The organism is Archangium violaceum (assembly GCF_016859125.1).
Taxonomy (GTDB): Bacteria; Myxococcota; Myxococcia; order Myxococcales; family Myxococcaceae; genus Archangium; species Archangium violaceum_A.
Genome location: NZ_CP069338.1, coordinates 7,234,894 through 7,257,217, shown reverse-complemented (window position 1 = coordinate 7,257,217; position 22,324 = coordinate 7,234,894). Strand labels below are relative to the sequence as shown.

Genomic DNA, 22,324 nt, shown 5'->3' with positions numbered 1-22,324 from the left:
GGAAACCCAGATAGGCGTGAAGTCCTGGCCAGGGGGGCTGGTCCGGCGGGCATCGAACCTGGGATGATTCGCCGATACACCACCCAACGCCCCTGGGGGTTCCCATGCGCACGCTGCTATGGACCGTGGTTCTTCTTGGCGCATCCTGGCTCGCCTCCGGATGCGAGCAGCGGCAGGAGACCCAGACCCAGGCACCGGAGACACGACGCACCGGGGGAGGACGGCTCCTGCTCGCGCAACCGGCCCGGGCCGTGCAGGACCGCTACGTCATCGTCCTCGAGGACGAGAAGGGACTGGCGAGCACCCCGGCGGACACCCGAAGGAGCATCACGGCCCTGGCGGGGGCACATGGTGCCCAGGTGCGGCGCACGTACACCCACGCACTCAAGGGCTTCACGGCCGCCATGTCGGAGGAGGCCGCGCGGCGCATGAGCGCGGACCCGCGCGTGCGGTACATCGAGCAGGATCGCCTCTTCCGCCAGTCGGGCACGCAGAGCGGCGCCATCTGGGGCCTGGATCGCATCGACCAGAAGGACCTGCCGCTCAATGGCACCTATACCTATGAGTACACGGGCGCCGGGGTGCACGCGTACATCGTCGACACCGGCGTGCTCTCCACCCACGTCGAGTTCAGCGGCCGGATGCGGCCCGGCTTCGACTCCATCGGGGACGGGCTCGGCACGGAGGACTGCCGGGGACATGGAACCCACGTGGCCGGCACGGTGGGCGGCAGCACCGTGGGCGTCGCCAAGGACGTGCTGCTCCATCCGGTGCGCGTCCTCAACTGCGAGGGCGAGGGGACGCTGGAGCAGGTGCTCGCCGGCATCGACTGGATCGCCGCCCATCACGAGAAGCCGGCGGTGGCCAACCTGAGCCTCGGTGGCGAGGCGACCCAGTCGCTCGATGACGCGGTGGCGGCCACCATCGCCGCGGGTGTCACCTTCGTGGTCGCCGCGGGCAATGACGGCTGGGAGGCGTGCTCCACCTCTCCGGCCCGCACGCCGCAAGCCCTCACCGTCGGCGCCACGGATGAGACCGACATGCGGGCCTGGTTCTCCAACTTCGGCTCCTGCGTGGACCTCTTCGCGCCGGGCCAGGGCATCCTCTCGGCCTGGTCCACGGGCGATACGGATACCGAGATCGCCGACGGTACCTCCATGGCGACGCCCCACGTCTCCGGTGCCGTCGCCCTCTTCCTGGAGGGACACCCCACGGCGATGCCCCCCGAGGTCGTCGAGGAGCTCATCGCCCGCTCGATCCCGAATCGCATCACCGAGCCCGGGCTCGGCTCGCCGAACCGGCTGTTGCACTCGGCCTGCATGGGGAAGAACGACGCGGTGCGCCCCAGCGTCTCGCTCACCGCGCCCACGAGCGGTGCCACGCTCGCGGGAAACATCACCCTCACCGCCACGGCATCCGATGACGTGGGCGTCACCCGGGTGGACTTCTATGTCGATGGCCAGGCCATCGGCTCCGACACGACGGCCCCTTACGAGTTCGTCTGGGACAGCAGGAACCACAACAACGGCGCGGTCACCCTCACCGCGCGGGCCTTCGACAATGGGTGCAACAGCACGGCCAGCTCGGTCGAGGTGACGCTCGACAACCCGGGCATCGCGAGCCACGACCCGGTGCTGGGTGTCCCGCGCTGCCGCACCCTGGGCAGCCAGTGCGACTCGATGGACCTGCTCGCGGGTCGAGGCATCACCTTCGGTCCCGAGCAGCACACGCCCAACACCCTGGGTGGCTCCTGCGCGGACGGAGAGGAGGGAATCTACGGGCTGTATCAGTTCGATCCCTCGCTGGAGCGGCTCAAGGTCTCGCGGGCGGATGGGACCCTGTTGGCCCCCGGCAAGGCGGTGACGCTCGAGGCCAGCTTCTGGGCGAGCCTCGATCCCTCCAACGAGCAACTGGACCTGTTCTACGCCGCGGACGCGAACGCGCCGTCGTGGACGTACCTCACCACCCTGAGCCCGTTCTCCAGCGGCTACCAGACGCTGTCGGTCACGTACCTGCTGCCCTCGGGATCCCTGCAGGCCGTGCGCGGCGTCTACCGGACCTACGGCATGCCCATGGCCTGTTCGCCCGGTGGGCTGGATGACCACGACGATCTGGTGTTCCCCGTGGGGACGGACGTGGACGGCACCCCGCCCTCCGCCTCCCTCACCGCTCCGGCTGCCGGCGCCACCCTCAAGGGCACCGTCACCCTCTCCGCCTCCGCCTCCGACAACTTCGGCGTGGCCCGCGTCGACTTCTACAACGGCACCTCCCTGCTGGGCTCCGATGCCACCCCGCCCTTCACCTTCGCCTGGGACACCCGCACCGTTCCCAACGGCACCCACTCCCTGTCCGTCATCGCCTTCGACGCCGTGGGGCTCTCCTCTTCCGCCAGCCCCCCCGTGGACGTCACCGTCGACAATGACTGGACCGCCCCCACGGTGACCCTCACCGCTCCAGCCGCCGGCGCCATCCTCAAGGGCACCGTCACCCTCTCGGCCTCCGCTTCCGACAACGTGGGCGTCACCAAGGTGGAGTTCTACGACGGCTCCTCCCTGCTGGGCTCCGACTCCTCCTCTCCCTATTCCTACTCCTGGAACAGCCGCACCAGCTCCAACGGTCCCCACGCCCTCACCGCCAGGGCCCTGGACGCCGCGGGCAACAGCACCACCTCGGCCGCCGTCACCGTCACCACCGACAACGACTTCACCCCGCCCTCCGTCTCCCTCACCGCTCCCTTCGAGGGCGATACCCTCACCGGCACCGTCACCTTCTCCGCCACCGCCTCCGATGACAGGGCCATGTCCCGAGTGGAGTTCCTCGCCGGCACCGCCGTCGTCTGCTCCGACTCCTCTTCCCCCTACTCCTGCAGCTACAACACCCGCAGCATCCCCAACGGCCCTCGGACCCTCACCGCCAGGGCCGTGGACTCCTCCAGCAACACCGCCCTTTCCGAGCCCATCAACGTCACCTTCGACAACGACCTGACGGCCCCCTCCACCTCCATCACCTCTCCCTCCGCCGGCTCCATCCTCGGCGGCACCGTCCTCCTCGAGGCCTCCGCCTCCGACGACCGGGGCACCGTCTCCAAGGTCGATTTCTACCTGGGCTCCACCCTGCTGGGCTCCGACTCCTCCTCCCCCTTCTCCCTCTCCTGGGACACCACCACCCGCGCCAACGGCTCCTACACCCTCAAGTCCCGCGCCTTCGACTCCTCCGGCAACTCCGCCTACAGCCCCACCGTCTCCGTCACCGTCCACCAACCAGGCACCGCCGAGTACGACGCCACGCTCGGAGCGCCCCGGTGCTCGGAGGTGACGTATCGCTGCGACACCACGACCCTGGTTCGGGGCCGAGCCCATCTCGGCCCCGAGCCCCACCAGCCCAACACCCTGGGTGGTTCCTGCTCGGACGGGACGAGTGGCAGCTTCCACTCCGGCAGTCCTTCGATCGATCGGATCCTGGTGTCTCGGGTGGATGGGACCCCCTTCGCTCCTGGCAAGGAGGTGAAGGTCGACGTCACCGTCTGGGTCGGCTCGACCAGCAATGACCGGCTGGACCTGTTCTACGCCACGGACGCGACCGCGCCGTCGTGGACATACATCACCACCGTGACCCCAACCGGCACGAGCGCACGGGTCCTCTCGACCACGTACCTGCTACCCTCGGGCTCCCTGCAGGCCCTGCGCGCCGTCTACCGAAGTGGAGGGAGCACCACCACGTGCTCCACGGGCACGCTGGATGACCACGACGATCTGGTGTTCCCCGTGGGGACGGACGTGGACGGCACCCCGCCCACCGCCTCCCTCACCGCTCCGGCTGCCGGCGCCACCCTCAAGGGCACCGTCACCCTCTCGGCCTCCGCCTCCGACAACTTCGGCGTGGCCCGCGTCGACTTCTACAACGGCACCTCCCTGCTGGGCTCCGATGCCACCCCGCCCTTCACCTTCGCCTGGAACACCCGCACCGTTCCCAACGGCACCCACTCCCTGTCCGTCATCGCCTTCGACGCCGTGGGGCTCTCCTCTTCCGCCAGCCCCCCCGTGGACGTCACCGTCGACAATGACTGGACCGCCCCCACGGTGGCCCTCACCGCTCCAGCCGCCGGCGCCACCCTCAAGGGCACCATCACCCTCTCCGCCACCGCTTCCGACGACTTGGGCGTCACCAAGGTGGAGTTCTACGACGGCTCCTCCCTGCTGGGCTCCGACTCCTCCTCTCCCTATTCCTACTCCTGGAACAGCCGCACCAGCTCCAACGGTCCCCACGCCCTCACCGCCAGGGCCCTGGACGCCGCGGGCAACAGCACCACCTCGGCCGCCGTCACCGTCACCACCGACAACGACTTCACCCCGCCCTCCGTCTCCCTCACCGCTCCCTTCGAGGGCGATACCCTCACCGGCACCGTCACCTTCTCCGCCACCGCCTCCGATGACAGGGCCATGTCCCGAGTGGAGTTCCTAGCCGGCACCGCCGTCATCTGCTCCGACTCCACCTCTCCCTATTCCTGCAGCTACAACACCCGCGGCCAGCCCAACGGTTCTCGGACCCTCACCGCCAGGGCCGTGGACTCCTCCAGCAACACCGCCCTTTCCGAGCCCATCAACGTCACCTTCGACAACGACCTGACGGCCCCCTCCACCTCCATCACTTCTCCCTCCGCCGGCTCCATCCTCGGCGGCACCGTCCTCCTCGAGGCCTCCGCCTCCGACGACCGGGGCACCGTCTCCAAGGTCGATTTCTACCTGGGCTCCACCCTGCTGGGCTCCGACTCCTCCTCCCCCTTCTCCCTCTCCTGGGACACCACCACCCGCGCCAACGGCTCCTACACCCTCAAGTCCCGCGCCTTCGACTCCTCCGGCAACTCCGCCTACAGCCCCACCGTCTCCATCACGGTGAGCAATTGACACCCGCGCACGAGTAGCCCGCATTGACAACGGGTGGGGGCGACCTTAGACAGCGCCCATGAAGCTGGTGTCCTGGTGGTTCCGCATTCCGTTCTGGCAGCGCGTGCTGGGCGGTTTCGTGCTCGGCGCGCTGGCAGGCTGGGGAATGGGCGAAGCGGCGGGGCCCTGGCTGCAGCCGCTGGGCACGCTGTACGTCAACCTCATCCGGATGATCGCCACGCCGCTGGTGTTCTTCGCGGTCATCCATGCGGTGTCGGCGCTGCACGGGCAGAAGAGCGTGGCGGCGCTGGGCGGCAAGACGTTCCTGTGGTTCGCCGTCACCGCGGCGCTGGCGGTGGGCGTGGGACTGGGCACCGCCGCCCTGCTCCGCCCGGGGCTCGGCGTGGGCACGCTCTTCATGGCCGAGGGCTACAAGCCGCGCGAGGTACCGGGGCCGGTGCAGGTGCTGCTGGGCGTGGTACCGACCAATCCCTTCGCCGCCTTGGCGGAGGGGAAGATCCTCCAGGTCATCTTCTTCGCCGGCCTGCTGGGCTTCGCGCTGGTCAAGCTGGGCGAGAAGACGGCGAGGCTGCGCGCGCTGGTGGGCGAGGCCAGCGAGGCGATGATCCAGGTCACCCGCTTCGTGCTGGAGCTGACCCCGCTCGGGACCTTCGGGCTCATCGCCGCCCTGGTGGGCACCTACGGCTTCGAGCGCCTGCTACCGCTGGGCCGGTTCGTGCTCGCGTTGTACGTGGCCTGCGCGCTGCACCTCGTGTTCGTCTACGGGGGCCTGCTGCTGGCGCACGGGCTCAATCCGCTGCGCTTCTTCCGGGGCGCGGCGCCCGGGATGCAGGTGGCCTTCGTCAGCTCGTCCAGCTTCGCGTCCATGCCCGTGGCCCTGCGCAGCGTCACGCACAACCTCGGGGTGAACCGCGACTACGCGGCCTTCGCGGTGCCGCTGGGCGCCAGCATCAAGATGGACGGCTGCGGCGCCATCTACCCGGCCCTCGCCTCCCTCTTCGTCGCGCAGTACTTCGGCCTGGAGCTGTCGGCGTCGCAGTACTTCATCATCCTGCTGGCCTCGGTGCTCGGCAGCTTCGGCACCGCGGGCGTGCCGGGGACGGCGGTGGTGATGGCCACGGTGGTGCTCAGCTCCGCCGGGCTGCCCCTGGAGGGGCTGGGCTACCTGCTCGCCATCGATCGCATCCTGGACATGATGCGCACCCTGACCAATGTCACCGGCCAGATGCTGGTACCGGTCCTGGTGGCCAGGGAGGAAGGGTTGCTCGACATGGCCGTGTACGACCGGGCCTCCAGCAATGTCGGGTTGGAGGAGGCGCCCTAGCCCGGCCTACCGGGTGAAGTGCAACGCCTCGCCGTAGCTCCAGTCCGCCGTCCACTGCATGTCCTTGTCGGAGAGGAGCTGGCGCAACGTGGCGCTCTCCGTCAGGGAGGTCTCGCCCGAGCGGAAGTTTGTGAGAAGGAGACGAACTCGTCGATGCGACCGGTATCGTCCTGGTGGGCAAAGCACGAGACGTGGACACGCCCCGTGGAATCGCCTCGAGCAGAGCAGAGCTCCAGGGACTCGAACGGCGATTCACACGCCGAGACCAGACCCAGGAGCACCGTGGCCGTCAGAGGTCCCTCGATACGCTTCATGTCCGCTCCCCCTTCAAGGGCCCTCATTCCAAGCGAGGCGTGGGCATGTGGCCCGGCAGTCCGAAGAAGTGCAGTCGGTTGACGAACGCCTGGACCATGTCACGCATGCACGGCCGCAGCGGAGCGGGAGTGGCCTCGACGCAAGCCTCCGCGTCCGCGAGCACCTTCCGCAGAGCGACCGGCAGACCCTGGCGCCGAAGCAACTCCGCCATCCGTTGGTACTCGGCCCGGGTCCGCTGGTGGCAGTGCTCCAGGCCCACCGAGAACTCCTCCTGGGAGACCAGGGGCAGCGCCCGATAGGGGCTCCACAGCGCCTCCAGGGCCTCCCGTGCCGAACCGTCCGCGCGGACCGTGGCCAGCAGCATCTGGGTGACGATCCCCATCTTCAAATCGTCGTTCTCCCCGTCCGCCTCACGCTTCTCCAGGAAGTTCACGATGTCGTCCACGTCCTGCATGAGGTCCCCGAAACGGGTGCACACCTCGCGAGGAATGGGCTCGCGGCCATGGAGCGCCAGCGCCCCGTTGAACGCCTGCGCGATCGCGGGAGCCACCGCGTCGTAGTGGTACTGGAGCCAGCGGGCAAGCACCTCCGGCGAGGTCTCGGGATAGCGGGAGTGGTTTTCCCAGGTCTGCAGCGCGCAGAGCTGCTCGAACAGGTCCGCCACGAGTGGCAGCAGCACCGGCTCCGTCTCGGCGGTCTTCCGGAAGAGGGTGCTCATCAGGAAGCCGGAGAAGGAGGCCGCGGAGGACTCGCCGAACCGCCGGGGGTACGTCATCCGGCCCGAGCGGAAGGGTGTGTGATCCACGGTGTCATCGAGGACGGCCACCAGCTCCATCGCGAGCATGTACCACGGCAGGTAGCGGCGATGCCGGGGAGTGATGCCACCCGCGTGCTCCGCCATGATGAGGTACATCAACGGCAGCAGCATGAACGATGGCTGCGCATGCTCCAGGACTCCGTAGGTGTAGAACTCGCGGACCGCGGACGGGACCGGCAGGGCGCGCAGGGTCGCCCGGGCCTCCTCCAACAGCGGGGCATAACGCGAGCGCACCCGCGAGAAGATGCCCTGGAACTTCCCCGGGAAGAGGACGGGCTGCCCGGAGGAAGGGGGGACAACGGCCTCGTGAATCATGGCGTCCCCTCATGAAGGCGCATGTCCAGCATCGGGGAGAGCGCTTCCAGGCCGCCAAGCGTGGCCGCTCCTCCTCCGCGACCAGATGCCGCGCGATCCAGGAGGAACGCGCGGATGCCCACGGCCCGCGCGCCCTCGACACAGGCCTCCTCGTCATCGACCAGCAGGCACTCGTCCGCGGAGACGCCCAGGGCCGCCAGGGCATGGAGGTAGGCCGCGGGTTCCGGCTTGGACGCCCCGATGACGGGCGCCGCACACGTCACGTCGACCAGGTCGCCCAGCCCCGCGGCCGTCAGTGATGCCTCGATGCTGGCCATGGGGAAATTGGAGAGGACCCCGACCCGGAGGCCCCGCTCGCGCACGGCGAGCAGCGTGGGTCGGGCGTCCGAGAAGGCACGGATCGTCCGCGTGTAATCGAACCGGTGGAACCGCTCGCGCACCCCCGCATCCAGGGACCACTCGTCACAGAGCTCATCCCAGAAGCCCGCGAGGAACTGGCGCTCGGCCTCCACGGTGCGCGGGGTTCCGGTAACGCGGCACCACGAGAACCAGTGCTGGCGCACCGCCTCGAATGGAATCCGAGGCAAGTCACGAAAGAGTTCCAACGCCGGCGCGAAATCAAAATACGTCAGCACACCGTCGCGGTCGAAAATTACGGCATGGATTGACATGTCCCCACCCTTTCTCGTCGTCACGTCACGACGAGAAAAGACATACTTGATGGGGGGGCTCCAGTTCCCTGCTCAAGACACACATCCACCGTGACGAGTAGATGTCATGACCGGTATCACTCATCAAGCCAAGGATTCCTGGACTGAGCCGAAATAACGGTCATGATGGAATTTATTACCCATACAAGAGGAACATGGGCCAACGGTTCCTCGCTGGATGAGAGGCCCCGAGCGAAGGGCCGTCCATCAACCCAGGCCCGGAAGCCGGGCCTTGAGCGAGGGCAGCACCACCCGGTCGTCCATCATGCGCTGGTCGAACACGAAGTGCTCGGTGGGCTCCACCTGCCACCGGCCACCGTGCCGCTCGTTCAGCGCGCGGACGATCTCGTAGTACGTCCACCGCTCGTTCGCGTCGAGCAGGTAGAGCCCCGGCTCCGCCCACGCGAGAGCCAGCAGCGCCCGCACGGTGTCATCCAGGAAGGAGCAGGCGGGAAACCACCGCGTGCTCGCCTCCACCCGGCCCCGCTCGCGCATCTGCGTCTCGAGCGCGGCCAGCATGTTGTTGCCCGAGGGCTGGTCGTCGATCTGCCATCCCAGTCGCGCCACGCGCGCCTCGGGGTTCTGCTGGAAGACCCGCTCCTCGGCGCGCCGCTTCTCGTACCCGTAGCCCTCGGGCGCCTCCGGCACCGAGTCCACCGTGAAGGGCCCGCGCGCCTGGTCCGAGAACACCATCGCCGTGCTGGAGAACACGAAGCGTACGCCCAACTGCCGGGTGATCCACGCGAGCTCGCTCGTCCACTCGTAGTTGACGAGCCACGACTCGTTGGGCCGGCCCGTGGGCCGGGAGGCCGTCGCCAGGTGGAAGAGCACGTCCGGCGCCACCGAGCGCACGAAGCCCTCCATCGCCCAATAGTCATCCACCGGGACCCGGTCGCGCTCCCAGCGGACCACCTCGACACCGAGGCTCCGCAGGTGCTCGCACAACCGGGAGCCGACAGTCCCGTTCGCACCCGTGACGATGGCCTTCATTCCCGTGTCTCCCGCGCACGAGGCGCCAGGGCCTACTGCGTCTTCCGCGCCTTGTGCGTCCGCGGAAGCGCGTGGTGGATGAGCTCCAGGTAGTCCACCGCCTGCACCGGCGGCGGAGGCGGCGGAGTCCCCAGCGCGGCGAGCCGCTTGGTGAACGCCGAGATGATGTCCGGCATCGGCCGCAGCGCCTGCATGAGCGCGTTGGGCCCCTCCAGCGCCTGCACCAGCGCCGCCGCCGCCTGCTGCAGCGGCAGGCCCCGGCGCAGCAGGTCCTGGAACGAGTTGGACAGCGTGATGATGTTGTGTCCCGCCGTCTGCACCATCTCCACCGCGATCTTGATGACCTGCGGGGCCGTCAGGTGGCCATCTGCGAGCAGCACCAGCGCGGCCTGGAAGTAGTTGAAGATGGGCACCACGCGCGGGCCGTAGTTGGCGAAGTGCGCCGGCGGCGTCAGCCGATCCAGGTGGATGAAGATGCGCCGCACCGGATCCGACACGGGAATCTTCTTCCACGCGGCGAGCACCCGCTCGGCCTCGTCCGGGTACACCGCCGCCGCCTCGAGGATCTGCGTGAGCACCCGCTCGTCCACGCGCCCGGCGACCATGTCCGCGAAGAGCGAGTAGATGAAGGCGTCCGCCTCGGCGTCATCCCCGAAGAGAACCTCCTCGGCCTCCACGGGCGCGTTGGCGCGGCTCTCCAGGATGGCGGGCAGCTTGTAGCCGACCTGCCCGCGCAGGGCGCGGAAGCGCCCGCGCATCAGGTTGCCCACGTTGTCCTTGAGGACGAACTCGTCCCACACCACGCCGTCCAGCTTGAGCTTCTCCTCCAGCACCGAGCGCATCTGCTTGGGGCTTCCGGAGACGATGCACAGGCGCGAGTCCCCGTTCTCCGCCAACTCGCGGATGAGCGCGGATGCCCCCGGCACGGCCTGCTTCTCGTGGGCCTTCTGGAAGGCCGTGCGCAGCAGATCCCGCAGCGAGTCGAACTCCGTCTGCAGGTACGTCTTGTCCAGGTCCCAGCGGTAGATGCGGCGCGGGGGCCTGGGGTCGATGCGATCCGGAAGGCTCACCGCGCCAGACCCTGCTGGATGGCCGTGCCGAGCTCATGGGCCACCGCCTTGGCGGCCACCTTGCCGGCGTTGGCGATGGCTTGTGCCTTCGAACGGCCATGGGCCTTGATGAAGATCCGATCGAACCCGAGCACCGGTGCACCCCCGTACTGCTCCCAATCGGTGATGTCCTTGATGCGCTGGATGCCACCGGACAGCATGGCCAGTCCGGCCCGCCAGCGCAGGCTCTCCTTGTACGCGTACTGGGCCAGCTCCACCACCGTCTCGTGCACGCCTTCCAGCATCTTCAGACAGACGTTACCGACGAAGCCGTCCGTCACCACCACGTCCGCCGTGCCCTTGGGGATGTCCACGCCCTCCACGTTCCCGATGAACTGCAGCCCGGAGAGCGCCGCGAGCCTCGAGTGCGCCTCCACCACGTGACGCGGGCCCTTGGTGGACTCGGTGCCGTTGGACAGCAGCGCCACCTTGGGGTTCTCGTTGCGCGAGATGATGCGCGCGTAGGCCGCCCCCATCACCGCGAACGTCACCAGGTCCTCCGCGGTGGCCTCCACCGTGGCGCCCACGTCGAGGATGAGCGAGAACGGGTCCGCCTTGTCGCCGTGACGGGCCCGCGTGGGGTACACCGCCGCGAGCGCCGCGCGCCGCACGCCCGGCAGCAGCTGGAAGTGCCGGGCGCAGGACAGCACGCCCGCGCCCGTGTTACCGGCGGACACGAGCGCATCCGCCTCGCCCTCGGCCACGAGCCGCGCCGCCACCGACACGGACGCGTCGTGCTTGCGCGCCAACGCCTCGGCCGGCTTCTCGTCCATGGCGACGAACTCGGAGGCATGCTGCACCGAGATGCGCTCGCCGTTGTGCCGCGTCTCGGCGAGCGCGTCGTCGATGAGGGCTCTATCCCCCACCAGCAACACGTGGATGTGAGGAGACTCCAACGAGAGCTGCGCGGCCCCCCTGACGACTTCCGCGGGGCCGTGATCGCTCCCCATCACGTCGAACGCAATGGTGACGAGCTTGGTGGCCATGAAGGCAGCATCCTACACGGTTGGGAAAAACGAGAGGGGGCCGGATCCTCTGGGATCCAGCCCCCGACAAGGGCGTGCCGGGAGGCTCCCCCCACGAGGAGGGAGCCACCTGGGGCCCGGGCTCAGTTGGACTCGCTGGCCTGGATGGTCCGGTTGGCCGTGTCGCGCTGAATGCAGCCCTTGGTGAGCGTGTACTGGTAGGTGCCCAGCTCATCGCGCCAGTACTCGCCCTCGTACGGCCAGTAGAGCTGGTCGTCCGCCACGGCGACCGAGTACCGGTACTTCTTCACGATGGAGACCTGGCCGCCGGCCTTGAGCTGCTCCTCGAGGAACTCCTTCTCCTTGGAGACGGTCTCGAACTTGATGCGCAGGCCGTTCGCCAGGAGCTGCTTGAGGCCCACCAGTTCCGTCTCCAGCTTGCCCTTGGCCATGATGCCGGCCTTCTCGATGAGGCTGGTGCGCTGCACCTTGAGGCCCTCGAGCAGCTGCTTGGACAGCTCGGAGTAACGGAAGGTGTCACCCTTCTCGCCGAAGGCGTCCATCTCGCCCTCCAGCTCGAGGATGGACTCGTTCGTCTTCTTCAGATCCTGGTCCGTGAGGGCCAGCCGGAGGATGCGCTCGAGGATGACGTCCGTCTCGCTCTTCTCCAGGCCCTCCTTGTTCTTCTTCTGCACGTCGGAGAGCACGCCGTAGTACTCGCTGGCCTCCATCTGCTTCCTCGTAATCAGCTCGAGCTGATCATGAACGGGCAGGTAGGTGCGCTCGAAGTCCTGGAGGATGAGGCTGGACTCGCGGTAGCGGCAGTTCTCGTAATAGATGACGGCCTTGAGGATCATCGCCTCGGGGAAGTACTCCTCCCGGAAGAAGGGCGAGGACAGGGTGATGAGGTTGCCGAGCGCCTGCTCGTACTGGCCCACGCGGTAGTTGGCCCAGCTGGCCTCGAACATGGACTCCAGCCACTGAGACGTGCCGCGCTCCACCTTGTTGAAATAGAAGAGCGCGTAGCGGTTCTGCTGCATGCCGTAGTGGGTGCGCGCCAGCTGCATGAAGGCCAGCTCGCGCAGCTTCTGGTTCGCGGAGATCTGCTCGGTGTCCAGGCCCGCGTTGGAGCGGGTGACGCGGATGATCTCCTTCATGGCCTCGATGGCGCCCACGGTGTTGATGTCCGTGCGCTTCTCGGCGGCGCTCTTCGCCCGGTTGCCGAAGCGGAAGAAGGACAGACCCTCGAGGTACTTGGCCCGGGGGTAGAACACGTCCGTCTTCGGGATGAGCAGCGCCAGCCGCTTCACCTCGTTGAAGCTCTTGTCCGCGTCCTCCGAGCGGCCCACCTGATCCAACGCCTTGCCACGCACGAAGTGGTAGCGGGCCAGCAGGTAATGGAACTCGCTGCGGAAGCGCTCGGGGAACTCCTGGTTCGCGTAGCGGGCGATCTCATCCAGGATGACGGTCTCGTTCTTCGTCTTGCGGCTGATGAAGAAGAGCCACTCCAGGCTGGTGCGGAAGAACTTCGTCTCCGGACCCACGGCGAGGATCTTCGAGAACTCACCCAGCGACGAGTGGTAGAGCCCCATGCGGTAGAGGGCCTTGGCCAGCACGTAGCGCGCCTCCAGGTGGAGGCCGGCGAGCTTGGAGTCCTGGAGCATCTCGAAGGAGCTCATCGCCGCCTTCTCGTACTCCTCGTTCTTGAAGAGGGAGATGGCGACGTCCAGGCGCTGGCGATCACCGCTCTTGCCGGACACGTCCACCGCGTCGAAGGACATGGTGGGCGCGGCCGGGGGCGGAACGTCCGCCGTCAGATCCAACCCCATGGACGGAGGGGACGAGGCCGGAGCCTCCGCGGCAGCGGGCACAGGCGTGGACGCAGTGCCAGCCGCCGCGCCCGAGTCGGCGGGAGCGGCGACGGAGGACGCGTCACCCGCGGCGCTGGATTCCGAGGAGTCCGAGTCGGACTCGTCCTCGGAGGACTGGGCGGCCGTGGGCTTCTTGCCGCGCGACGACTTGCGCGTGGGCTTCTTCTTCTTCTTCTTGGGCTGGGAGATATCCAGACCCTCGAAGCTCTGAGCGGGCGAGGGCGTCGCCCACGCCAACGAGAGCCCGAGGGTGGCGAGACAGAGGGGCCGGAGCAGACGTTTCATGACTCGGGGTTGGCGGAGGGGAAGAAGAACGACACACCCAGCTCGAACAGCAGCTGGTTGCGCAACGTGGTGGAGGGATTGACGGCCTTCTCGACGTAGATGAGGTCGCGGAACTCGGTGCGCAGCGTCATCCAGCGGTTGAGGAAGAAGCGCATGCCGACACCGACGTTGCCACCGACGGTGAGCTCCGTCGCACCGGGACCGCGGTACTGCACCGCGGTGGCGCCACCGATGCCGTACAGGTCGAAGTGCACGAACTGCTCGGACAGCAGCGACAGCTTGCCGTAGATGGGAGCCCACTGCAGGTCGAGCCCGCCGAGCAGGGTGATCTGCCCGGGCGCATCCCCATCCAGCTCATCGAAGGTGGGCACGCGGCAACCGCGGGTGCCATCACCGCCGAAGGAGCAGATCTGCGCGGCACCAGCGACGGTGGGGATGGAGTAGCCCGCGCGCAGGCTCACGCCCAACGTCTCCGTGGCGTGGTAGGTGAGCGCGCCGCCCAGGATGTACTTGGTGAAGAAGGCATCCTTGACGGAGAGCGTGGCCGAGGGGCTGAGCTCGAAGCGGCCCTTCTTGAGGAAGAGGTGGCCGGAGACGGGACGGACGCGCTCGCGCAGAGGCCCGAGCCGGTCCTTGTCCACCTCCGACACGTCACCGGCCTCCTGCTCGGAGGAGCCGGAGGAGGCGGCGGGGGCGGACGGCTTCGCGGGAGCGGCGGGCGCGGGCGTGGCGGGTGCCGCGTCCTGAGCCAGGGCGGACATGGGCGCCAGACAGAGCGCGAGAAGCAAACGGGTGGCGGTCTTCATTCGGCCTCCCGACCGGTCGACTTCATCGGGAAGAAGAAGGAGATTCCGGCATTGAGGGTCATGAGGTTCTGGGTAGCGCCCTTGCTGGTATTGAGGGGCTGGTCCACGTAGGACGTGTTGATGAGCGCCACGTTGACCGCGAGGTAGTCGCGGGCCACGAAGCGCATGCCGATGCCCAGGTCGGCGGCGAGGCTGGGGCCACGGTCCTCCACCCGGGACATTTCCGTGTTGACCACGCCCATGCCGGCCAGCAGGTAGGCATCGAAGTGGAGGATGTCGTTGAGGAAGGCCACCTTGCCGTAGATCGGGCTCCACTCCACGTCACCCATGGCCGACCACTGCGGCACCGAGTAGAAGATGCGGCTCTGGAAGGTGCGCTTGGCGATGCGCACGTCATCCTCGGGCAGCACCTGCATCGCGGACACACGCGCGGCAATCGAAAGCGTGTCCGCCAGGTAGTACGCCCCACGCACCGCGGCGCCCACCTTCGTGTAGTAGGGGTCGTTCACCGAGAGGGTGATGAGCGGCGTCAGCTCGAAGCGTCCCTTCTTCAGGTACACCTTGCGCTGCACGCTCTTGACGCGGTCGTCGAGCGTCACGTCACGCTCGGCCGGCGTCAGCGGCTCGGCTGGGGGAGCCTCCGCCGTGGACGTCAGCGGTGGTGGCTCCTCCGCGGGCGGCTCCGCGAGGTTCTCGGTCTCTTCCTGGGGCTTTTCATTACCGCTCAGATCGAGTCCGAGCCCCGCGTCTTCCTGGTTCTGGGCAAGTGCCGATGCTGGCGCGATGCACAACGCGAGCACGATGGCCTGGAGGCGATTCACTTCCGGGAGCTCCGTGTCATGGGGGCGTCCGCCAGCCGATTCCGAAAGAACCGGAGGCTGATGCACTTCGAGCATCCTATCCGCCACGCTCGCAAACCATCAACCGATCAAAGCTCGCCTGCTCTCTGTGTATCCGCCGAGGTGTGCCTGAAACCCTCCTTCGTGTATCCACTCGGTATTCTTGCAGAGTGAGCGGTCACGGTTCTCGTGGAGTGAGCATCCGTGCGACCACGGTACCGGTTGGCATGCGAAGCCACTGTGTTACCGTGGCCTCTCACATGCGACTCATGAGGTGCACGTCGATGTCTGCGCGTCTGGCTCTACTGGTGGGTGCCGCCCTGCTGTGCGGCGGGTGCGAGGTTCCTTCCGATATTGGCAAGCCCTGCGTGCTGGTGAAGAAGTCGACCAAGGAGGGCGAGAAGTCCGATCCCGTCACCCTGGAGGACATCGGGGAGGGGGATAAGGACTTCATCTCCTTCGGCGCGTTGGATTGCGAGGAGCTCGTCTGCGTGCGGGATGCGAACTCGCCCATCCAGACCAGCGGCGAGGGCGATGGCCTGCGCGTCCTGGGCTACTGCAGCAAGGCGTGCGTGCCGTCCGACGATGGCGCGCCCCAGATCCAGAGCCCCTGCGCCGTCAACCACCCGGAAGCGTCCGCGGAGGTCAAGGCGAGCATGAGCTGCCGCCCCCTCCTGCTGGATCAGCAGGCCCTGGACTACATGCGCGCGAACAGCCCGGAGGAGTACCGCGCGACGTTCGGGGAGAACTCCTCTCCCTACTTCTGCGCCGCCTCCACCCCGACGGAGAACTGACGCACACCGGGCGCCCGGCGGCGTAGAACTTTTCCGCGCGCCGGACGTGGACAGCGGGGCCCTCACCACAAGGAGCCCTCTGTCATGAACAAGACGGTTGCCTTCGTCTCGCTGGCCGCTGGACTCGCCCTCACCGCTTTGGTGCTGGGCCTGCCCCGGCTGGCGCCGCCCCACCCCGCCAGCCCGGTGCCAACGCCGCGGCCGGCCACCGCGTCCAACGGCTCGTTGACGATGACGAGCCGGTTGTCGCACCCCTACATCACCCCGGGCAGCGCGGATCTCTTCGTCACGGTGGATTTGACCGGCGTGGAAGTCCCTGGCTCCAGGCGCACCCCGGTGAACCTGGCGGTGGTCATCGACCGCTCGGGCTCCATGAGCGGCTACAAGCTGCAACAGGCCAGGCAGGCCGCGCGGCACCTCGTGGGACTGCTGGGCCCGGAGGACCGGCTCGCCATCGTGCACTACGGCTCGGATGTGAAGAGCCTGCCGGCCCTGCCAGCCACTCCCTCCAACCGGGAGCGGATGATCCAGTACATCGAAGGCATCTGGGACGACGGCGGCACCAACATCGGCGCCGGGCTGCACGCGGGCCGCTCGCACGTGACGGCGTCACGGGGCGACTACTCCGTCAACCGCATCATCCTGATGAGCGATGGTCAGGCCACCGAGGGCATCACCGACGACGCGGGCCTCACGGAGGTGGTGAAGGGCATCCGCGCCGAGGGCATTACCGTGAGCGCCATCGGCGTGGGCACGGACTTCAACGAGGACCTGATGCAGGGCTTCGCCGAGTACGGCGCGGGCGCGTACGGCTTCCTGGAGGACGCGGGGCAGCTGGCCACGCTCTTCCAGAAGGACCTGCGGCAGGCCACCACCAGCGTGGCGCGGGGCGTGGAGCTGTCCTTCGAGCTGCCCGAGGGCGTGACGCTGGGTGAGGTGCTGGGCTACCGCGCGCACCAGGAGGGGCGCACGGTGCGGATCCCGCTGCCGGACTTCTCCTCGGGCCAGGTGGAGCGCGTGGTGGCGCGGCTCACGGTGGTGGGCACGAGGCCAGGGAGCGCGGTGGACGTCACGGGGCTGAAGCTGACGTACACGGACCTGCTGAGGAACGCGGGGGTGGAGAGCGCGGCGAGCCTGTCGGCGATGGTGACGGAGCGGCGGGAGGAGGTGCTGGCGCGGCAGGACAAGGACGCCACGGTGTACGCGACGCGGGCGCTGAGCGCGAAGAACCTGAAGCTGGCGGCCCAGGCCCTGCGAGAGGGACGCAGGGAGGAGGCGAAGGGCTACGTGATGCGCAACCAGGCGCTCTTCCACGAGGCGAGCGCGGTGGCGAGCCCCGCAGCGGTGCAGGCGGACCTCGCCGAGCAGCAGGCCGTCCTCCAGGACTACGAGCAGGCGGACGACGATGAGGCGGTGGGGGCGGCGATCAAGCGCACGAAGAGCCGGGCGGCGAAGAGCTTCGGGAAGATCACCTCCACCTACTAAGCCCCCGTGAAAACCCCCTCTCCCTCTGGGAGAGGGCTGGGGTGAGGGTCGTCCCCCTGACCCCTCTCCTGGGATTTCAGGACCCGCCGTACGCTTCCGGTTGACCTACGGAATCCCCCCACCCTATCTCCGCGTTCCTCGCACCTCCTGGAACCACCAGGAGGGCGCATAGGAGGCGAGAGCTTGAGCGCGACACCGTGGGTGGGCGTCATCATGGGGGGCAAGAGCGATCTGGAGCATCTGCGCCCCGGCATCGACGTGCTGAAGGAGCTGGGCATTCCGCATGAGGTGCGGGTGGTGTCCGCCCATCGCACGCCGGACTGGATGATGCAGTACGCGGAGACGGCGGAGGCGAGAGGGCTGTCGGTCATCATCGCGGCGGCGGGGGGCGCGGCCCACCTGCCGGGCATGGTGGCCAGCAAGACGCTGCTGCCGGTGCTCGGCATCCCCATCCCCGCCACGGTGCTCAACGGCTTCGACGCGTTGATGTCCATCGTCCAGATGCCCAAGGGCGTCCCGGTGGGGACCATGGCCATTGGCAAGCCGGGCGCCATCAACGCCGCGCTGCACGCCGCCGCCATCCTGTCGCTCAAGTACCCGGAGATCCGCCCGCGGCTCGCCGCCTGGCGACAGACCCGCACCGACGAGGTGCTCAGAGATCGGGAGATCGAATGAACAAGAGGACCGTCCTGCCGGGTGGAACGCTCGGCATCCTCGGCGGTGGGCAGCTGGGCCGGATGATGGCGCTGTCCGCGCGCACGCTCGGCTATCAGGTGCAGGCCATGGATCCGGACCCCGCGTGCTCGGCCCGCTTCGTGGTGGACCAGTGCTACACGGCCGACTTCGGCAGCGCGGAAGAGGCCGCCCGGCTGGCGCGCGCGTGCGACGTGGTGACGCTGGAGATCGAGAAGATCCCCCTGACCACCCTGCGCGCCGTCGCCCGGCATGCGCCGCTGCGGCCGGGTCCCTCGGTGCTGGAGGTGGTGCAGAACCGCGGACGGCAGCGGGCGTGGCTGGCGAAGCACGGCTTTCCGCAGGGGCCCTGGAAGCAGTCGGACACCGAGGCGGAGCTGGCCGCGGCGGCGACGGAGCTGGGTGGCCGCTGCTTCGTGAAGGTCTGCGAGGGCGGCTACGACGGCCGGGGCCAGTACCAGGTGAAGTCCGCCACCGAGTCGCCCGAGGCGTGGCGCGAGCTGGGCCAGCGCCCGGTGGTGGTGGAGGCCGCGCTGGAGCTGGAGTCCGAGCTCTCCGTGCTGGTGGCGCGCTCGCCCAACGGCGAGGTGGCGGTGTACCCGCCGGCCTACAACCACCACGAGGAGCGGATTCTCGACTGGTCGCTGCTGCCCGGCCAGGTGCCTCCGAAGGTGAGCCAGGAGGCGACGGAGATCGCCCGCGCCATGGCCACGGCGCTCGAGGTCGAGGGCCTGCTGGTGGTGGAGATGTTCCTGTTGAAGGACGGCCGGCTGCTGGTGAACGAGCTGGCGCCGCGCCCGCACAACAGCTTCCACGCCACGGAGGTGGCCTGCCTCACCAGCCAGTTCGAGCAGGCGGTGCGCGCGGTGTGCAACCTGCCGCTGGGCTCGGTGGAGGTGGTCCGGCCGGCGGCCATCGTCAACCTGCTGGGCGACCTGTGGCTGCGCGAGGGCGGACCGAAGTTCGAGTCCGTGCTGGCCATGCCGGGCGTGCGGCTGCACCTGTACGGCAAGCGGGAGGCGCGCAAGGGCCGGAAGATGGGGCACCTGTCCGCCGTGGGCGCCACGCCCGAGGAAGCCCTGGCCCGCATCTCGGCCGCCCGTCAAGCTCTAGGAGCGTGACACCATGAAGACGAACGCGGCACGGCTGTTGGACTCGCTCGGCGTCCGCTACGAGCTGCGCGAGTACGACGTGGATCCGGAGGATCTCTCCGCGGAAACGGTGGCCGCCAAGGTGGGGCTGCCCGCGGAGCAGGTCTTCAAGACGCTCGTGGCGCGCGGGGACCGGACCGGCGTGCTCATGGCCGTGGTGCCCGGCAATGGCGAGTTGGATCTCAAGGCCCTCGCACGACTGAGCGGCGACCGGAAGGTGGACACCGTGCCGCTCAAGGAGCTCCAGCCGCTCACGGGCTACATCCGCGGCGGCGTCACGGCCATCGGGGGCAAGAAGGAGTACCCCGTGTACGTGGACGAGACGCTCGAGCTCTTCGATGTCGTCTCCGTGTCCGCCGGGGTCCGCGGAACGCAGCTCCTCCTCGCGCCCGCGGACTACTTGAAGGTCACCAAGGGCAAGGTGGGGCCCATCTCGCGCGACAAGGCGTAGGCGGCTACTTCGCCCAGCCCTCTCGGGCCAGGAAGGCCGACACGCGCGAGCGCACCTCGTCACGAATCTGTCGCACGCGCTCCACGGGCTTTCCCTTGGGATCCTCCAGGGGCCAGTCGTCGCGCTTCAAGCCCGGCACGTGGGGACAGGCCTCGCCACAACCCATGGTGACGAGCCACTGCGCGTCCTGGGCCAGCTCGTCCGTGAGACGCTGGGGCCTGGCACCCGACAGATCGATGCCCACCTCGGCCATGGCGTCCCGTACCTCCGGGTGCACGCGCTCACCGGGCTGCGTTCCAGCGGACACGGCTCGAGCCTTCGTTCCGTCCGCCAGCGCGTTGAAGAAGGCCGCCGCCATCTGCGAGCGGCCGGCGTTGTGGACACAGGCGAAGATGACCGTCTTCATGCGCTCTCCTGTCGAGGGGATGAACCACCGCCGAAGCGGCGGGGCAGAACGGCGGACTCCGACTCCGGGAAGAAGCGGCGCCGCAGCCACAGCGAGAGGTAGACGAGCGCGATGAGCGCGGGCACCTCGATGAGTGGACCCACCACCCCCGCCAGGGCTTCTCCCGAGGCCATCCCGAACACGCCCACCGCCACGGCGATGGCCAGCTCGAAGTTGTTGCCCGCCGCGGTGAAGGACAACGAGGCCGTCTCCTCGTAGCTGAAGCCCATCTTCCGCGAGAGGAAGAACGCGGAGGTGAACATGATGGCGAAATAGAGGAGCAGCGGGATGGAGATGCGCACCACGTCCAGCGGCAGCCGGGTGATCTTCTCCCCCTGCATCGCGAACATCAGGACGATGGTGTAGAGCAACCCGAGCAGCGCCGTGGGCCCCAGGCGGGGGAGGAACTTCGTCTCGTACCACGCCTCTCCCTTGAGCCGGGTGAGCCCCCAGCGGGTCAGCGCCCCCGCCACCAGCGGCACGCCGAGGAAGATGAGCACGCTCTTCGCGATGCTCCACATGGACACGTCGAACGCCGCCCCCTCCGCCCCGAACCAGCCCGGAATGACCGTGATGAAGAGCCAGCCCAGCACCGAGTAGAAGAGGATCTGGAAGAGCGAGTTGAGCGCCACCAGCACCGCCGCCAGCTCGTTGCTGCCGCAGGCGAGCATGTTCCACACCAGCACCATGGCGATGCAGCGCGCCAGGCCGATGAGGATGAGGCCCGTGCGGTAGTGCGGCAGGTCCGGCAGCAGCAGCCACGCCAGCGCGAACATCAACACCGGACCCACCACCCAGTTGAGGAAGAGCGAGACGCCGAAGAGCCTGCCTCGCGAGCGCAGCCGGCCCAGCTCGCCGTAGCGCACCTTCGCCAGCACCGGGTACATCATCCACAACAGCCCGAGCGCGATGGGCAGCGACACCGTGTCCAGCTTCACCGTGTCCAGTCGCGCGCCCAGGTCGGGAAAGGCCCTCCCCAGGCCGATACCGAGTCCCATGGCGGCGAAGATCCACACCGGGAGGAACCGGTCGATGAACGAGAGCTTCTTGACGACGCTGTCGGAGGAGGCTGCCGCGGAGGTCATGGCGTGAAAGGGGTTCCAGGTAGGGGTTTTCGTCACCGGCACGAGGAGGGGCCTCGCGTCTCGAGGAGGCGCTCCACGTCCTGTTTCAGCACCTCGCGGCGGGAGAACGCGCCCACCAGCGTCTTGAGTTGCTGCTTGCAGAGCTCGTCCAGCTGCGGAGCCAGCCTGTAGTAGACCCAGCTCCCCTCCCGGCGCGGCTCGACGATGCCGGCGGAGCGCAACACCCCGAGCTGGCGCGAGGCATTGGGCTGAGAGAGCCCCAGCGCCGACTCCACGTGACACACGCACAGCTCCCCATGGGAGAGCAGCGCGACGATTCGCAGGCGCGTCTCGTCCCCGAGCGCCTTGAAGAGGCGGGAGGCCTGACGGACGTCCAATGAGGCAATGGCGGCGGACATGACGACATAACGATATTCGAATATCCTGCTGCCGCAACCCCGTCCTCACGAGCGCCGGTCCGTCACCGTCAGGGGATGACCTGGATGGACTCCAGGCCCTCGAACCGCACGGCGCCACCACGCGCGAGGCCCACCGACTGGGACCAGCCGCCGGGCACCTCCAGCACGTAGCGCCCGGGCACTCCCACCGAGCGCGAGACACGGGAGCGCGGCACGGCACGCTCGACGATGCCCACGATCCGCCCCGCCGAGTTGATGAAGATCATGTCCAACGGAATGAGCGTGTTGCGCATCCAGAAGCGCTGCACTTCTTCCAATGGGAAGATGAAGAGCATGCCCTGGCCGGCGGGCAGCTCCGTGCGCCACATCAGTCCACGCTCACGCGCCTCCGGCGTAGCCGCGACCTCCACGTCCACCCGGTGCAGACCCCCCTGGGAGTCCTCGAGCAGCACCCAGGCCCTCGGCAGCGTGGGCCCCACGTCATCCTCCGCGCTCACGTCCTTCACCTTCCTACCCGCCGGCGGGGACTGCCTGTCCCGGGCCTCGGCGGCCTGACAGGACCTCAACACCCG

Annotated in this window: 19 protein-coding genes; 7 read left to right on the top strand and 12 right to left on the bottom strand. The window is 68.3% G+C overall.

The window, feature by feature from the left end:
* Positions 1 to 104: 104 nt before the first annotated feature.
* Both JQX13_RS55575 and JQX13_RS31095 read left to right on the top strand, forming a co-directional pair.
* Positions 105 to 4,904, top strand: a complete 4,800-nt coding sequence (locus JQX13_RS55575) for an Ig-like domain-containing protein (protein WP_275424878.1) — start codon at positions 105 to 107, stop codon at positions 4,902 to 4,904.
* Between the two features lie 58 nt (positions 4,905 to 4,962).
* The gene (locus JQX13_RS31095) at positions 4,963 to 6,228 is read left to right on the top strand and encodes a dicarboxylate/amino acid:cation symporter (protein WP_203403102.1); all 1,266 of its coding nucleotides are present in this window, start codon (positions 4,963 to 4,965) and stop codon (positions 6,226 to 6,228) included.
* Between the two features lie 337 nt (positions 6,229 to 6,565).
* On the opposite strand, the gene JQX13_RS31090 is transcribed toward JQX13_RS31095, so the two are convergent.
* The 8 genes from JQX13_RS31090 to JQX13_RS31055 form a co-directional block, all read right to left on the bottom strand.
* Positions 6,566 to 7,675, bottom strand: coding sequence for a polyprenyl synthetase family protein (locus JQX13_RS31090; protein WP_203403101.1), 1,110 nt, complete (start codon positions 7,673 to 7,675; stop codon positions 6,566 to 6,568).
* Positions 7,672 to 8,346, bottom strand: coding sequence for an HAD family hydrolase (locus JQX13_RS31085; protein WP_343211022.1), 675 nt, complete (start codon positions 8,344 to 8,346; stop codon positions 7,672 to 7,674). The genes JQX13_RS31090 and JQX13_RS31085 overlap by 4 nt, the downstream gene beginning before the upstream one ends.
* Positions 8,347 to 8,592: 246 nt before the next feature.
* The gene (locus JQX13_RS31080) at positions 8,593 to 9,375 is read right to left on the bottom strand and encodes a sugar nucleotide-binding protein (protein WP_203403099.1); all 783 of its coding nucleotides are present in this window, start codon (positions 9,373 to 9,375) and stop codon (positions 8,593 to 8,595) included.
* Between the two features lie 32 nt (positions 9,376 to 9,407).
* Complete coding sequence (locus JQX13_RS31075) at positions 9,408 to 10,445, bottom strand: phosphatase domain-containing protein (RefSeq protein ID WP_203403098.1); 1,038 nt, start codon at positions 10,443 to 10,445, stop codon at positions 9,408 to 9,410.
* A complete protein-coding gene (gene plsX / locus JQX13_RS31070) occupies positions 10,442 to 11,470 on the bottom strand; it encodes a phosphate acyltransferase PlsX (RefSeq protein WP_203403097.1) in 1,029 nt (342 codons plus the stop codon). The genes JQX13_RS31075 and plsX overlap by 4 nt, the downstream gene beginning before the upstream one ends.
* 122 nt (positions 11,471 to 11,592) lie before the next feature.
* Positions 11,593 to 13,605 (bottom strand): adventurous gliding motility protein GltC, encoded by a 2,013-nt coding sequence (gene gltC / locus JQX13_RS31065; protein WP_203403096.1) that lies wholly within the window; start codon positions 13,603 to 13,605, stop codon positions 11,593 to 11,595.
* Complete coding sequence (locus JQX13_RS31060; protein WP_203403095.1) at positions 13,602 to 14,411, bottom strand: outer membrane beta-barrel domain-containing protein; 810 nt, start codon at positions 14,409 to 14,411, stop codon at positions 13,602 to 13,604. The genes gltC and JQX13_RS31060 overlap by 4 nt, the downstream gene beginning before the upstream one ends.
* Positions 14,408 to 15,232: an outer membrane beta-barrel domain-containing protein gene (locus tag JQX13_RS31055; protein WP_203403094.1), complete on the bottom strand. Its 825-nt coding sequence runs from the start codon at positions 15,230 to 15,232 to the stop codon at positions 14,408 to 14,410. Before JQX13_RS31055 ends, JQX13_RS31060 begins: the two co-directional genes overlap by 4 nt.
* Positions 15,233 to 15,534: 302 nt before the next feature.
* Here JQX13_RS31055 and cglC point away from each other — a divergent pair, with 302 nt between their 5' ends.
* The 5 genes from cglC to ybaK all read left to right on the top strand — a co-directional run bounded on the left by cglC (position 15,535) and on the right by ybaK (position 19,824).
* Positions 15,535 to 16,044 (top strand): adventurous gliding motility lipoprotein CglC, encoded by a 510-nt coding sequence (gene cglC / locus JQX13_RS31050; RefSeq protein ID WP_203403093.1) that lies wholly within the window; start codon positions 15,535 to 15,537, stop codon positions 16,042 to 16,044.
* 84 nt (positions 16,045 to 16,128) lie between these two features.
* Positions 16,129 to 17,529: a vWA domain-containing protein gene (locus tag JQX13_RS31045; RefSeq protein ID WP_203403092.1), complete on the top strand. Its 1,401-nt coding sequence runs from the start codon at positions 16,129 to 16,131 to the stop codon at positions 17,527 to 17,529.
* Between the two features lie 213 nt (positions 17,530 to 17,742).
* A complete protein-coding gene (gene purE, locus JQX13_RS31040) occupies positions 17,743 to 18,204 on the top strand; it encodes a 5-(carboxyamino)imidazole ribonucleotide mutase (RefSeq protein ID WP_203412285.1) in 462 nt (153 codons plus the stop codon).
* Positions 18,201 to 19,343, top strand: coding sequence for a 5-(carboxyamino)imidazole ribonucleotide synthase (gene purK / locus JQX13_RS31035; protein ID WP_203403091.1), 1,143 nt, complete (start codon positions 18,201 to 18,203; stop codon positions 19,341 to 19,343). Before purE ends, purK begins: the two co-directional genes overlap by 4 nt.
* A 4-nt stretch (positions 19,344 to 19,347) precedes the next feature.
* Positions 19,348 to 19,824, top strand: a complete 477-nt coding sequence (ybaK, locus tag JQX13_RS31030) for a Cys-tRNA(Pro) deacylase (RefSeq protein WP_203403090.1) — start codon at positions 19,348 to 19,350, stop codon at positions 19,822 to 19,824.
* A 4-nt stretch (positions 19,825 to 19,828) separates the two neighbouring features.
* Here ybaK and JQX13_RS31025 read toward each other — a convergent pair whose 3' ends face one another.
* The 4 genes from JQX13_RS31025 to JQX13_RS31010 all read right to left on the bottom strand — a co-directional run bounded on the left by JQX13_RS31025 (position 19,829) and on the right by JQX13_RS31010 (position 22,321).
* On the bottom strand, positions 19,829 to 20,230 hold the full coding sequence (locus tag JQX13_RS31025; protein ID WP_203403089.1) for an arsenate reductase ArsC: 402 nt from the start codon (positions 20,228 to 20,230) through the stop codon (positions 19,829 to 19,831).
* Positions 20,227 to 21,354, bottom strand: a complete 1,128-nt coding sequence (gene arsB, locus JQX13_RS31020) for an ACR3 family arsenite efflux transporter (RefSeq protein ID WP_203403088.1) — start codon at positions 21,352 to 21,354, stop codon at positions 20,227 to 20,229. The genes JQX13_RS31025 and arsB overlap by 4 nt, the downstream gene beginning before the upstream one ends.
* Positions 21,355 to 21,386: 32 nt before the next feature.
* On the bottom strand, positions 21,387 to 21,752 hold the full coding sequence (locus JQX13_RS31015) for an ArsR/SmtB family transcription factor (protein WP_203403087.1): 366 nt from the start codon (positions 21,750 to 21,752) through the stop codon (positions 21,387 to 21,389).
* Between the two features lie 68 nt (positions 21,753 to 21,820).
* Positions 21,821 to 22,321 (bottom strand): DUF192 domain-containing protein, encoded by a 501-nt coding sequence (locus JQX13_RS31010; protein WP_239013957.1) that lies wholly within the window; start codon positions 22,319 to 22,321, stop codon positions 21,821 to 21,823.
* Between the last annotated feature and the right edge of the window lie 3 nt (positions 22,322 to 22,324).